The organism is Serratia sp. CY84636 (assembly GCF_052166245.1).
Classification (GTDB): Bacteria; Pseudomonadota; Gammaproteobacteria; order Enterobacterales; family Enterobacteriaceae; genus Serratia; species Serratia nevei.
Map to the genome: position 1 here is coordinate 61,812 of NZ_JBJNOX010000001.1, position 13,324 is coordinate 75,135.

Annotated in this window: 12 protein-coding genes; 1 reads left to right on the forward strand and 11 read right to left on the reverse strand. The window is 53.8% G+C overall.

Translation table 11 applies throughout. The annotated features are described in order from the left end of the window. Positions 1–488: 488 nt before the first annotated feature. From ACJ8QI_RS00330 to ACJ8QI_RS00380, 11 genes are all read right to left on the reverse strand, one after another. Positions 489–749, reverse strand: coding sequence for a hypothetical protein (locus tag ACJ8QI_RS00330; protein ID WP_240290251.1), 261 nt, complete (start codon positions 747–749; stop codon positions 489–491). 379 nt (positions 750–1,128) lie between these two features. Continuing rightward, positions 1,129–2,457 carry an MFS transporter gene (locus ACJ8QI_RS00335; RefSeq protein ID WP_442531928.1) on the reverse strand — a complete coding sequence of 443 codons (1,329 nt, stop codon included), beginning with the start codon at positions 2,455–2,457 and terminating at the stop codon, positions 1,129–1,131. Between the two features lie 37 nt (positions 2,458–2,494). Then, complete coding sequence (locus ACJ8QI_RS00340) at positions 2,495–3,730, reverse strand: MASE1 domain-containing protein (RefSeq protein ID WP_442531929.1); 1,236 nt, start codon at positions 3,728–3,730, stop codon at positions 2,495–2,497. Positions 3,731–4,015: 285 nt separating this feature from the next. Then, positions 4,016–4,396 (reverse strand): DUF4354 family protein, encoded by a 381-nt coding sequence (locus tag ACJ8QI_RS00345; protein ID WP_442531930.1) that lies wholly within the window; start codon positions 4,394–4,396, stop codon positions 4,016–4,018. Between the two features lie 451 nt (positions 4,397–4,847). Beyond that, entirely contained in the window at positions 4,848–5,450 is a 603-nt protein-coding gene (locus ACJ8QI_RS00350) for a hypothetical protein (RefSeq protein WP_442531931.1), read from the reverse strand. 55 nt (positions 5,451–5,505) lie between these two features. Then, on the reverse strand, positions 5,506–6,282 hold the full coding sequence (locus ACJ8QI_RS00355; protein ID WP_442531932.1) for a reverse transcriptase domain-containing protein: 777 nt from the start codon (positions 6,280–6,282) through the stop codon (positions 5,506–5,508). 208 nt (positions 6,283–6,490) lie between these two features. Next, positions 6,491–7,006 carry a hypothetical protein gene (locus ACJ8QI_RS00360; protein WP_442531933.1) on the reverse strand — a complete coding sequence of 172 codons (516 nt, stop codon included), beginning with the start codon at positions 7,004–7,006 and terminating at the stop codon, positions 6,491–6,493. A gap of 40 nt (positions 7,007–7,046) precedes the next feature. Further along, positions 7,047–7,592 (reverse strand): hypothetical protein, encoded by a 546-nt coding sequence (locus ACJ8QI_RS00365; protein ID WP_442531934.1) that lies wholly within the window; start codon positions 7,590–7,592, stop codon positions 7,047–7,049. Beyond that, the gene (locus ACJ8QI_RS00370) at positions 7,589–10,237 is read right to left on the reverse strand and encodes a fimbria/pilus outer membrane usher protein (protein WP_442531935.1); all 2,649 of its coding nucleotides are present in this window, start codon (positions 10,235–10,237) and stop codon (positions 7,589–7,591) included. The genes ACJ8QI_RS00365 and ACJ8QI_RS00370 overlap by 4 nt, the downstream gene beginning before the upstream one ends. Before the next feature lie 52 nt (positions 10,238–10,289). Next, the gene (locus ACJ8QI_RS00375) at positions 10,290–10,994 is read right to left on the reverse strand and encodes a fimbria/pilus periplasmic chaperone (RefSeq protein ID WP_442531936.1); all 705 of its coding nucleotides are present in this window, start codon (positions 10,992–10,994) and stop codon (positions 10,290–10,292) included. Between the two features lie 59 nt (positions 10,995–11,053). Continuing rightward, a complete protein-coding gene (locus tag ACJ8QI_RS00380) occupies positions 11,054–11,629 on the reverse strand; it encodes a fimbrial protein (protein ID WP_193159724.1) in 576 nt (191 codons plus the stop codon). A gap of 871 nt (positions 11,630–12,500) precedes the next feature. On the opposite strand from ACJ8QI_RS00380, the gene ACJ8QI_RS00385 reads away from it, so the two are divergent. Then, a complete protein-coding gene (locus tag ACJ8QI_RS00385) occupies positions 12,501–13,322 on the forward strand; it encodes an N-acetylmuramoyl-L-alanine amidase (protein ID WP_442532123.1) in 822 nt (273 codons plus the stop codon). Positions 13,323–13,324: the final 2 nt, after the last annotated feature.

Consider the following 13,324-nt stretch of genomic DNA (forward strand, 5'->3'; position numbering starts at 1 on the left):
ATCGGCTATGCCGATCAATACAGGGTTATCGATCTACCAAACCCATTGGACGGTCAGTTGCTCTGCGGCCTATAGTGACGATGAATATAATACGCAACAACACCAGGGTATTATCATTCTGTAGCCCAAAACGTCGACACATAACAACCATGTTTTCCAAACCGGCTCCGGCCGGTTTTTTCATCCCAATTCATGCCCGCAGAAAACAGCCCCGCGGCTTGTTCAGGACAATGGATGCCGTTAACAATGCAGTGCAATAGGTTTATCCCTAATGGGATGACGTTTTTATTGTAAAACCGGAAAGATAAGGGCAGGAAAAGAGACGAAACATCCTTTGTCAAACTTGGCTGTAAGATGGCATCGATGAGTCGTAGAGGTAGCCGGGATTAAAATAAAGATGCAGAGCTGTATTTCAGCCCTGCATTGATTAAACATACGACAAACGATTAAGGACTCATCTGCACGTCTGGTGAAACATCACGCATGGGTTAAATACGACGGCAATCAAAAACAGCCACAGTATCACCCGGATTCTGCGACTGAATTTTCCGTTTGGCCTGGGCTGCGGCTTCCTGAGCGCTGCTGGCCGTGAAAACGCCATCCCAGTAACCCGAGTCGGCATCACTTGCACTGCCAGCAGTGCGGTGATTACCAGAGCAAAGGTATTGGGATGAGGTGGCATGCGATGGCAGGGAGAATAAGGTGACCAGCACTCCTGCGGCTACTATCATGCTTTTTTTGTAAACCATTTCTTTCTCCTGTGTTTATTGATTATCCATAAAACAACGTTTGCTAGCACTGTCGACAATAACAATAAAACATCAATGAATATGAAACGTAAGGCATAATAATGTCGTGATTAATGCGGAGCATGAGTTGAATTACGAAAAAATTAAAGTGTCATTAAATGATATTCATGGTGTGTATTTTATTATTGATAATGCTCTTTGAGTTAATGGGATTAATCGCGGCTTTTTCGCTATTATCTGAGTGGGCTAAAAATGAAAAAGTTATTGCCGATTTTTGTGTCAGGCCGCTGTTTCCCTGAGGGCAGTTTTATATAAAACTGCCTCCGTACAAGACTGACCGAAGCCAGGTGGGTAAATGCGGTTAAAATCAGGTTTACGGTCATCCCTTGGCTTTCGAATTGTTTCGCCAGCGGCGAAAGGCACGTTGGTACCAGGGAGCAGGCAGTGAGTCAACAACGCTTCGCAGTGCGCGGGCATAATCCATGACCAGACCGGGTGTCCAGGCCATTGACAGGGCGCGTTTACGGACCTGCGCGGCTATCCAAAGCTCCGGCATGACCAGCGTGCGTAATGTTGTCAGCCAGCTTTTGCTCCGCGCTGAAAGAACACCATCCAGTGAGGCTTCCAGGGCATAGGCCACACTGCTGGAGCAGTTGCGATAGGTCAGGTTATAAGTGGTGGTAAGCCGATAGGTCTGCCAATAGCGCCATACAGCCTTGCCGTTGTACTGATGAAAACGTATTTTTCGGTCCGACTCGCACCAGTTGGCCGCTTCAGTGGCATAGTCAGGCTGGAACATCCCCGGCACATCGTTATCCTGGGTTGCCTTGAGAACATTGAGAAACTCGGACGGTGAGCGATCGATATCTGCCGCGGGGTAAAGGCTGATATATATGCTGGGCGGTATTTCCAGCGCGGCATGGCCGGTAGAGATAACCCCCTTTGTGTCTACTGCCGCAATATAACGGTTGATGACGGGGCGAGGGACCGGTGCGGTATTGACCGTGGCTTCCGGTGTCCAGACGTGAACCGTCAGCGGCTCGACGAAGCCGCCTGGTGCGATGATGTCGTCATCTTGCTGTTGCTGACGATGATTGGCCTTCAGGCCGTGGAGCCTCTGGGACGGCGCCAGCAGTGTAAAAATCTCCCCCCCTTCATGTACGTTACTCACTCTGCGTGCCAGGCGTACCGTGTTGATACCGCTTAATACCATCAGGGTGCCAAGAAATATCGATACAGTGGCCTGGTAATGCGTCGGATAAGGGCTGAACATAAATACGGCAAACAGGAGCTGAGCCATGCCCGCCACGAGCGCATTTTTCCAGCGCGGGAATCGGACTATCCAGGCCGACGCTATTACAAACAGGCCGAGTACAAAGTAGGCAAAGCCGAAAATGAGAGCGAGAAGCAGGTTGCTGTAGGGTTTATTGGCAAGGATGAGCAGGGCAACAAAGCAAAACAAGCCGCCTTTAAAATAGAGGACGGCCTTTTGTGCCCCAACGCCGCTGGAGGCGATGCTCAACGTCACCAGGCTTTCCAGCAGCAACAGGAAACCAAAAAAGCGCACTGGGAAGTAAGTCACTCCATCCAGACCATCAACAAAAATGGCTGCGCCGAGCATGAACCAGAAAATACCGCTTAGCATCAGGTATTTGGCCTTGCTGCGAACAAAATCGGCGCCAAACAACAACAGGATAATCTGGATCACAGCCAAAAGCCTCCTACATTAGCGACAGCATTTTCATTCAGAGCGCCAGATGATAATGGCTTGCCTGCCAGTTACCCACGATCGCGTCTTCTTCGTTTTGTGTGATATGGATACCCCCGCTATCGACCAGGGTCACCCATTCACCCTCGGGCACCTGAATGCGAAAAAGCAGCGGCACGCGTTTGGCTCGAGGCGATGCAAACCAGTGGGCGTACAGCGGGTCCCTGTCCTGGGGATGAACGCGCTGCAGCACCTGTTCTGCGCGCTTCCATAGTTCTGGTTCGACGGGGCCGAGCAATGTCGAAAGCTCGCCATCCCAATGCAGCGCACCCGACGTCGGATCGAGACGATAGAAAACTCCCTGACCGGCGAGCCGGCCGGTATCCGGATCAAAGCTGCTGGTCGAGCGCCTAATGACCCGAATAAACACCACCAACAGCGCGGTGGCAGACAGATAGCTGAGAGCAAGCAACAAGGACTCGGCGGATCCAAACGCGTGAATAAAGAATGGCCCCTGATGCCGGTCAGTATGATAAATCACGATGCCGCCCAGCGTCAGTAAGGCAACTGAGCCGCCACGGTTGCCCCAGAGCATGGCGAGTATCATCACAAGAGCAACGGGCAGGCAGGCCAGGCCGAAATAGAGCGCGGCAGTGTCTGCCGTTAACCCGGATGGGGGCAGGCCAAAGATAAATGCGGTGATCGCGCAGAGCATCAGCCAGAGCGCCAGACCCGATATTCGCGCCATGCGGTGCGTTGCGAGACGGGGGCCGCGTTTATTGATAAACCCCATGACAATGGTGGTCGCAAAGACGATGCCGGTCACATCAGCAATAAATCCGCGCCAGACGGTGCTCAGAAGAGGCTGGCCGTGCAGCAGTGCATACCCTCCGCCCACCACCAACGCATCCAGTGCGCTGATAATCAGCGTGGCCACTATCCAGAGCAGGATGACGTGCAGGTCATCATTCAGGCGTGCAAAGCGGCGTACAATCCACGCAATAATGACGCTGGCCGGCATGGACAAAAACGCGTAGCCCACGGACAGCGCAAGGCCTTCGGGGGAATGCCATTGCGCATCCAGCAAGACGGTAGTCAGCGTAAAAAGGACGAGCAGGGCGGGATAATCACGCCATCGGGCACTCAGGAAGGCGGCTACGGCAACGCCGGCGGGGAACCACATGAGGGCAATTGATGAATCCGGATCGTCAAATTTCAGGGAGGCTAGTCCTGCAAGATAGAACGTCAGTCCCCACAACAGCAGGGTCGTCACTTTTTGAAGCCATGGAGGGAGTGTATTTGTTATCAAGCCGTCTCTCTCAGAACTGAAGGGGCGTGATGTTGCATGTTGAATGCGATATCCGCAGGCACTGGGGAAGGATTAAGCCTGCCTGATGGCTAAGAAAAGGGGGCTGAAATCCAACACGGTGATAATAGCGCTCACCGTCAGCGTCTGCAAATCACTGCGCCGTGTTCAGCGCGGACAGTTGCCGAACACGGCGGTGAAACCGCCTGAGTGAATAGTCTGAAAGGCGGTCTGTAAGGTCGTATTGCGGCTTTACTTGCAGTCGTCAGAGATTTTCACCAGAGCAGCCTGATAGACGGCATCAGTTTCAGAAGCAAACACGGCAATGCCTTTAACGGGCTTGCCTGCTTTCAATACGCCTCTGCTTAATTTCTCATCGACCGTATCCAGCTTGAAGACTTTATTGTCCGGGGAATAAGCTTTGAGGCAAAACTTCGATAAATCAACCGTGTCACCGGGTAATTTGGCGACGGAGACATCGAAGGTTTTTGTGTAAATATCTTTGCCGCCTACGGACACGGAACCTTGTGATTTGGCGGTCGCATACACGGCAATATCATCAGAGGCGGCCGCGTTGGCAGCGGTGCATAGGACAGTCAAGGAGAGGGCGCCAGCGATAGTGAAAAATTTCATGTTAAGTCCTTTTGTCAATTAAACAATATTGATACGTGTTGGAACTATTAAATAATAGCCTGGCTAGGCTAAACAAAGATTAAAGGGATATATAGTATGTATCCTAGTAAGTTTCCGAGAACGCCGAGCATTCACGTTTAAAGGTCGCCAGCCCAATTGTTATCGTCTATGGCTGTCAGAGTCCATATTCCAAAAACATGGTATAAAGCACATGAGTTACCAAGACAGCCGATCCTAGCAGACGTAATTGTATAGATGGCGCAGTTATTGGTATAGCGCCCGCTACGTTTGCGGCACGAGGAGCACGGCCCTGGTCACACTTGGGTTCACCGACACTCGATGTAGAGCGCGGGACCGCGGTTCGTGTGAACATACTCTGTATAGCACGTACCTATTACCCCGGCCGACTAGAATGATTGTAGCCGGGCTATGCCTCGTACGTGCAGTTGAGTTATTTCACGTTACCAATGATCTTTATCACGGCCGTATACGAGCATACGCGCATTCCGGTTATCGTCACGGACAAGGGCTTAGTACCGTCTATAGGGTCAACTGCCACGGACGCGCAATTAGGCGAAACAGACACGCTATAACTGTAATCGAACATACGTAAAGATTCCTTTCGGGTGATCGGGACGGTCACTCTCACGGTTTCGTTGGGCGAGATCGGAGGCAGCACTCGGGTGGCGTCCCATCTAGCGTGGATGGCCGGTCGGCCGTCACGCTGAGCATAGCGAACAAAATCGACGGTGTAACCCGTTCCAGACCCGATCCACATGTAATCAACCTTGCCAGTTGCTGAAAAACGCCCGTATCGAGTGAACCTGTGGTTTCTGCAGACGACATCGGTGTCAACACCCACGAACATCTGCCACCCGCTGTTAACAACGGTTGGGGCCGGCTGGTCCTTTACGCGACCGTTATAGGTGTCTACAACTTTTCCCTCGTCGAGGCAGGTACCTGACACCATCCACATTCGGCTGCCGGACGGCCCAAAATCCACAGCAGCGGCAGGGGCGGCGAGGGCAAGGAGGGATATAAACAGTTTTTTCATAGACTTTTACCAATTAGGTCATCATCCGGGAAGCCGCTTGTAACAGCCGGTTTCCCTATGTCATCCATCGAGATACGTAAGCCTGCACACGAGCATCAGTCTCTTCCGGAGAAGCACCTCTGCTGCGCATCTGCTCATAAAGCCGCAGGCGCCGTTCACGATGGTTTTTTATTGCCCGTGGCGACAGGGAGGGGCCCTTGGGGCCGAACCATATCCCCAGCCAGTCAAAACCCTTTTCCACCCTTCCGGTTTGCGTTTTCTCGGGATGACGTGCGAACCCGCCGGTGTCAAAATCTGCGGACAAGGTTGCAATCCCTCTGCGCAACTGCCAGCGGGTGCGTGCAAGTAATAAAAAATCATCCATGTATCTGACATAACAGTAATTCTCTCCAGGCCGGGCAGGCCAGTGGCTGTCAATGTGGCGCAACAGGCTGCCACCGATAAGCGGACTCAACGAACATCCACGGGGAATGCCGTTCTGCGGTGTATGGATTTCACCTCCCCGCTCCACGCTGTAATACACATATTGTTCCATCAGTCCCTGCAGTACCGGGTCTGTTACCCATTGCCTCACCTGTGCCATAACCTGTGGCTTGCGGATATGGGCGTAATAGCCCCGGATATCCGTTCTGTGAACAAACTGGTATTCCCCGCAGCCCAGTGCGTCTGCCACCTTGCCGACGCTTTTCATTACACCGCCACCGGTAAGGTGCATGCAGGCTGGATGCTGCGGGAGGATGTTCTGCACGCGCAGTGCCACCCATTTCAACACCAGTGCGTCAGAGGCTGACCATATCGCGCGGGCATCTTGTCCTCTCCCGGTAATCAGCATCGGGGAGAGCCGGTAACGGCCATCCATCACCCGCTGATAGAGCGACTTTTCCTCTGTGGGCCAGTGCCACCGCAGATGCCAGATGTCAGCATTCGCCGGGTGCCTTCGTCGGCTGTGGCACAGCCACTGGCACGCCTGCTGCCACAGCAACCACAATGCCGGGTCTGCCTCTGCCGGTTCCGCATCAGTGATATCGACAGGAAGCACCTCATTGCGGTTCGACGGTCACCGTCACACTCGTGCTGTGCTCGCCGGCGACGGCGGCTTTGCTGCCCCTCGCCGGCATCACGGTCAGTGTTTCTTCTGCCTGCCGGGTGGTGCCGATAATGTTCCCGCCGTCGGCACCGTTGAGAGTCATCTGCTCACCGTCGTGGTAGAGGCAGAACGCCATTGCGCCAGAGTCTGCTTCCGCACAACCGCCGGGTGTTACCCTGTCCGACTTCACGTTCAATCGATACTTGTCTGTCCCCGCCACACAGGTGGTCGTCACCGTGAATGCAGTGGCATACAGCCGCACACCACGGTCGCTGCCTTGCACGATGTCCCTCCGGTTCATCGGACCCAGGTTAACGATGGGAGGGACCTTGACCGTACAGCTTGCAATGATGCGCCCCTTGATTTCAGTCTGTGCGGTTGAGGCGGCATCCACATACGGCGTTATGATGATTAACGCCAGGATTAACGGCAGAGACGTCTGGGCGACTATCCTCTTTCTTCTGGCCATTCATTGTTCCTCTTGTTTGTCACGTCATCCCCCGAATGGCTCAGAGTGGCTCTATCTTTACCGACAGCACGGCCGAGTAGGCCTCGACTTTCGGTTTGCTGCCAAACGCCGGCGTAATGGAGAGCTTCAGTTCACCGCCGCTGAGTCCCGTAATAACCGGCTGCTTGCCGCCGGAGAAGTCCAGTTTCTGGCTGCCGGCAGAGAGGCACAGCTGCACAATCCCCTTGGGGGAGGGGGCGATGCAGTTGCCCTCGTAATCAGAGGCGGAGAAGACATATCTGAACTTTGCGTTTCCCGAGCACTTGCCCGTTATGGGAATATCTGCCCCACTGCCCCCGGGAATGGCATTTCCGACATTGTTTCCGTCGTTCATGGCCGACACGTAAGTGATATCCGGCATCGTGATGGTGGCCGGCATACTCACGTCGCATACCGCCACGACGGTACCTTTAATCGTGACCGTCCCGGCATCAATGGCCGCAGAGGGGAGTGCGACGGGCAGCAGGCTTAATGCAGCTATCCGGAAAACGTCTCTGAGGCTTGCCTCATGGTCATTCTTCATTCTCGGTCCGCTTAATCTCTTCATTTACAGTTCTCCGTCACCTGTATCAGTGCGCCACTTTTGTCCTGTTCCGGGAGTTGGTAGTGCGCCGTGCACTGTTCGTCACGGCCTTGTCCCCACTGCGCCTTTATCGTGCCCTTTGGCGACAAGCCGGAGAGGAACACCTGTCCTTCGTCACCGACGATACTGCCGTTGTCACCCGAGGAGACGGAGGTGCCGAAGGGCAGCGGTTTTCCCTGGTGCATCAGCGTTATCAGTGCCCGCAAGCCGTTGCGGGCCTTGAATTCGGCCCTGACGATGGCGCCACGGGTTGGCACTACCCTGCTGACGGGGTTGTCGATTTCCGTACGGTCATCAAGCTTGGTCGTATCCAGCGCAATGCGGTTTTCCCGATACACCGAGGCATACGGCATCACCGTGTATCCGCGCCAGTCTGTTTTCACCCCTCCGCCACTGCCCACCGGGACGTTTGCCGCGCCAGGGGCAGCCACCAGGACGCTGGTATCCCCCAGGGGCTGGCTCAGCGTCAGTCCGTTGCGATGCAGTACCATCCCGCCCGAGACGCCATAACTGGTCTGGCTGTAGCTGTCGCTGTGGCTGTAACCGAGGTTGGCATTGCCGTATCCACCGAGATAATAAAGGCTGGCGCTGCTGCTGTTGCCGCCGTCACGGGAGTGGCCCTGGCTGACGTTCCAGCTCAGGTTGTTCTGCTCCAGCGCCGAGCCGCTCAGACCCAACTGCTGAGTGGTGTTGCCGCGCCCGTCACGTCCGCCGCTCAGCGTCGCGTAGACCGGTGGGCTGCCTGACGGCAGCCAGCGCTCCAGCGGCACCGAGAGCGACAGATAGAGTGCCCGGTCTGTTTGGCCCAACCCGGCATTACGGGTCTGGTTGTAAGAGATACTGTAATTGGTCGTGCCCAGCATGCCGCTGAAGCCTGCCTGCAGAGACTCGCTGGCCCCTTGCCGGTTCCAGTAGGTCTGCCGACTGCCGGTCAGGTAGAGGGAGCCGATGTCGCCCAGCCGCTGGGAGATATTGGCCTGTATCCGCTGGCGCTTGCTGTCATAAAGGTTGTAATAGTCGGTGACCGGCCGGCGTACCGCACGGCCGTCCGCGTCCACTTCTTTTGGGTCATACAGCCAGCCCGACATGCCCTTTAGCGCGGTTTCGTCCAGGGTGTGGAAGCCCTGAGTCGAATAGCGATAGCCGGTCAGTTGGAAAGTGGTTCCCAGTTCATTGAGCGAACGAGCGTACAAGAAGCGCAGGGACTGGCCTTCATGATGACTGCCGTCGGCCAACTGGCTGTTGGCATGGGTGACGTCAGCTGAAATAGCCCCCCACAGACCCATGTTGAAGCCCGCCCCCAGCGTGCCGGCACGGTAGTGGTCGGCAACCTGCAAGCCGCCGTAAGCGGTGAGATTGTGCGGCAGGCCCCATGCCAGCGTGGACTGCATGAACGTCGGCTTTTCATATCGGTCACTGTTGCTGCGCAGCTGTCCCGCCGTGACCGCATAGGTCACGCGGCCCTGGCGGAGCATCAGCGGAACCGAGGAATAGGGTACGGTAAAGACTCGTCGGGTACCGTCGGCCTCGGCGACCGTCACTTCCAGGTCACCGCTGGCGTACATGGGATAAAGGTCGTCAATCACAAACGGCCCCGGCGCCACGTTCATTCGGTACATCTCGTACCCGTTTTGCCGTACCGTCACCCGGGCATTGCCGACAGCGGTACCGCGGATTATCGGGGCATAGCCTCGCTGGCTGTCCGGGAACATGCTGTCATCGGTCATCAGACGCGCGCCGCGAAATCCCACGGAATCAAAGATGTCACCGTCGGTGGTGGCATCACCGACGGTAAGCCGGCTGCGCAGGGGGATGATGTCACGTTCGACATAGGCACTTCCGTGTTGCCAGGTGTTGTCGCTGTAGTGGTCGCTGTGAGATCCGTTCCAGGTCATGTCATCCCGCAGGCGCCAGGCACCAAGGTTGACGCCGCCACTGAGGCGCAGATAATGACTGCGACTGTTGCCGTACCGCCCGCGGTTGTCGCTGCCACTAGCATTGTAATTGAGCAGTATCGCGGGTATGCCCTCATCCCATTGTTCGGGCGGTATCCAGCCATGGGGTCTTTTTAGCAAGGAGGCCTGGGGAATGCTCAGCGCTAAACGCATGCGCTGAAAGTCAAAGTAAGTGGTTGCCTCCGGCACCAGCGTGGCCACATTCAGGCACGCGCTGTCCGAGTCCGGCGTGGCCGGGTCGGCATGCTGTTTGTCCAGACGCGTCAGTATTTCCGGACGCAGGCTGAGCAACCTGACATCAGCCGCACTGAGGCAGGCCATCAATCCAGTCTTGTCGGTAATGCCGGGCTGTTGGCCGGCGTGTGAAAGTGTGATAAAGGACAGCGTGCGGTTGGCAACGGTGTTCTCATTGACCACAATGTCCACCTGGTAGCGGCCGGGCATCTGGCCCCCCTGCTGAAACTGCGATAGGTCTGCCACTGATTGCACATCACCAAGTAATGACGGCGGAAACCAAAGCTCTTCTGCGACGGCAATACCCGGTACATGAAGAAGCATCACTGACAGGGCGAGCGGTGACAGGATGAAGCAGCGACGCCACCGCTGTATAGCCTTACTGGGGGGTAGGGGGCAACAGCCTCTTTTCTCATTCATCGTGCAATATCCCTATCTAATCGCTCTTTCCTTAACCCTTGTCGTCAGGTCATTAGTGCATCACGCCTTTTTGTGCCGGTGTAATACCGCCATAGTCGTTGATGGTGCTGAAGGTAATGTCGCCGCCTGCTCCGCCCGGCAAGGCAACGGAAGAATGACTTTTGGGCGCCACCATGACGTCCGACAGGGCAGTGGTACCTGATTTGAGATTGGTAATTGTGAGGTAATACGGTGTCGGGTTGCTGATGCTGAGGCTTTTGCCCTCGACCCGAAAACGCAGCGCCGCCGGTGCGGCATCGGGTTGCATTTTGAGCCCGTCGGGGCGTACGAACAGCTTGATGCGGGTGACGGTCGCCAGCATCAGGGCGTTCTTGCCTTCAAGGGCTTTCTTGTCTATTGAGGGGATTGCCTTGGCATTAAAGAAATAGAGACTTTCCCGGTCGCGGGGCAGTTCTCCGCCGGTATAGACCAGGCGCAGCATGTTTTCGTTATTGGGCCCGGAGGCAAACAGAGGCGGTGTGACGACAAAGTCCTTGCTTTTGCGACCGTCACTGTCTTCAACCCAGGATTGCACCAGGAAAGTCAATTTTTTGTCTGTATTGTGCACGGACACCGACTGCTGACGGCTGTCTTGAGGATAAATGATACGGGTTCCACCCAACACAATGCCGCCGGCGTGTGCGCACAGCGATAACATGCCGAAAAAAGAGAGCAGCAGTACGCCCGCTTTTTGCTGAAAAAAGCGTGTGAGGTTCATGTTTTTTTCCTGATAAAACCTGCCCCCCCTGCTGGCGGGGCAGGAAAGCATTAAATGAATTAGAGGTAGGTCAAGTAGAAGTCCACGCTGCCGTTGGCGGCACCTGGCTTCACGTCTTTACTCAGAGAGATGAACTGAGCCTGGAAGGCCAGATTGTTTTCGCCTTTTTCAAGCGCAATGCTTGCGGTCTTGCCCGAGCCATCCACGACGACCGGCTCGCCGTTTCTCAGGATTTGGATCCCCACGTTTTGAGCCGCGTTTGAACCCCCGTCCAGAGCCAGGGTGGTGTTAGAGCCTTTGGCGGGACTGCCACTGAATTTCACCTGGACATTTTTCATGGTGTCCACCGAGCAGTCGACAAGCTTGATGTTGAAGTTTTTCCCCACGGAAGTGGCGCCGGGTTCTTTGCTGAGCGAAGCCACGCGATACTGACCCAGGTCGGTGATTTGGCCATCTGCAGGCATATCAACCGCACAAGGGGCATCGACCATTTTACCCGCGAACTTGATGGTGCCGCCCTTGACCGTGACAGACACCGGAGGCGTACCTTCGGCCGCCAGGGCAGTGAAGGAGCTCAGGGAGGACATCAGCACTAGGGGAGTGGCAACGGCCAATAGCGTTTTTCGCATGTTCATAGTAACTATCCTTAATTAAATATAATGATTTGCAGGTATTTAATTCAGCGTCCGTGCGTTAAATAGTGCCGAAAAAAATCAAGCCATCAAAGCTGAATTGATTCAGTTTTGGTGGTTTTTGAATAATAATTCGATTGCTAGACGCTGATTCTTTGATTAACCATTCATTGATTTTGAGAATGTATTCTCGGTTGAGTCTCTCCTTTTTGTTAATTAATTTCCGCCAGAAATGATGAAGCTAAAAACTTAAATGGTCAATAAACGAAAAAAAATTAAATACAAAACGATCATTTATTCTGAAATCAGTAAAAAACACCAGCAAAAATAGATCTAAATATCGTGAATGATCACAAAAAACAGGATAATCATCTTTATTTTATTTTTATTCAACATAAAAGATCGACAAGTTATGTGTTTTTGGTGTATTGATCTATTTTGTTGCTCGTTAAGGGTGTGTGAATGGAAGGGGGAGGCATGTTAGCTCTAGACAATGGATATATTTAACTACCAGATTTTGATTGTGAATATCGATGATTGTTATAGCGTCACCTTCGTTTTAATTTATTATTTAAAGACTGAGTGTATACACTAACCATCAAAATCTCTTATGCAATTTAATGAAGAGGTATGCCTCTGTTTTTCAAACAAGGGGCGGCGCCAACTTAAGGTTTTTGTTTGATGAAAGATGCTTTCACAATGGAAGAAGGTAAGGAAAAAGGATATGTGTCAACATCAGGGAAAAATCAGCGTTCGGAAAAAAAAGACTATACACAGTACATTCAGCCAGACAGGGCCCTCAATATTGCGTCTATTAAATCCTCTTTGCTGGCACGCTCCGGGGAGACTGGCTGTTTGCGCACTGCTTGGGGTCATGCTTGCAGGATGTTCGAGCAAACCGCCGTCTGCCCCTATTTCCACTGACAACCGGGGATATGCTATTGATAGCACCCATCCGTCAGCGGCGCAGAACGAGCGAGTACGCTTTCTCATCCTGCATTACACCGCGCTCAATGATGATGAATCTCTGAAAACGCTCACCGGTGAGCAGGTCAGTGCACATTATCTGGTGCCGCAGTATCCAATGCTCAAAGAAGCGCGCCCGGTGGTATATCAGTTGGTTGACGAGAACAAGCGTGCCTGGCATGCCGGCCTCAGTAACTGGCATGGCCGGGTTAATCTGAATGATTCCTCTATCGGTATAGAGATTGTAAACCGAGGATTTACTGACGACATGCTCGGAAGAAGAACCTGGTATTCCTGGCCTTCAGCCCAGATAGACGCTGTTGCAGCGCTTGCCAGGGATATCATTCAACGTTATCAAATTGCCCCTTATAACGTATTGGGACACAGCGACGTTGCACCAACACGCAAACAGGATCCCGGCATGCTTTTTCCCTGGAAGTCACTGGCAGCACAGGGGATCGGTGCATGGCCTGATGCAAGATTAGTGAAAAAGTACCTGCGTGGCCGAAATCCACACTCCCCGGCGGATATCAAGGTAGTACAGACGTTGCTGAAAAAGTATGGCTATGACGCCATTCCGCAGGAAGGCGTACTTGATGACAACACATGGAAAACGGTGAGCGCCTTCCAGATGCATTTCAGGCCGGAGAATATCAGCGGCATCCCGGATGCAGAAACAGAAGCCATCGCTTCTGCCCTGAACGAGCAATACAGGGACAGGAAAAAATAATC

Coding starts and splice junctions, on each gene's coding strand:
- ACJ8QI_RS00360 (WP_442531933.1), bottom strand. CDS start 7,006: ATGGCCAGAAGAAAGAGGATAGTCGCCCAGACGTCTCTGCCGTTAATC.
- ACJ8QI_RS00345 (WP_442531930.1), bottom strand. CDS start 4,396: ATGAAATTTTTCACTATCGCTGGCGCCCTCTCCTTGACTGTCCTATGC.
- ACJ8QI_RS00330 (WP_240290251.1), bottom strand. CDS start 749: ATGGTTTACAAAAAAAGCATGATAGTAGCCGCAGGAGTGCTGGTCACC.
- ACJ8QI_RS00385 (WP_442532123.1), top strand. CDS start 12,501: ATGCTTGCAGGATGTTCGAGCAAACCGCCGTCTGCCCCTATTTCCACT.
- ACJ8QI_RS00355 (WP_442531932.1), bottom strand. CDS start 6,282: ATGCTGATTACCGGGAGAGGACAAGATGCCCGCGCGATATGGTCAGCC.
- ACJ8QI_RS00380 (WP_193159724.1), bottom strand. CDS start 11,629: ATGAACATGCGAAAAACGCTATTGGCCGTTGCCACTCCCCTAGTGCTG.
- ACJ8QI_RS00370 (WP_442531935.1), bottom strand. CDS start 10,237: ATGAATGAGAAAAGAGGCTGTTGCCCCCTACCCCCCAGTAAGGCTATA.
- ACJ8QI_RS00365 (WP_442531934.1), bottom strand. CDS start 7,592: ATGAAGAGATTAAGCGGACCGAGAATGAAGAATGACCATGAGGCAAGC.
- ACJ8QI_RS00375 (WP_442531936.1), bottom strand. CDS start 10,994: ATGAACCTCACACGCTTTTTTCAGCAAAAAGCGGGCGTACTGCTGCTC.
- ACJ8QI_RS00350 (WP_442531931.1), bottom strand. CDS start 5,450: ATGAAAAAACTGTTTATATCCCTCCTTGCCCTCGCCGCCCCTGCCGCT.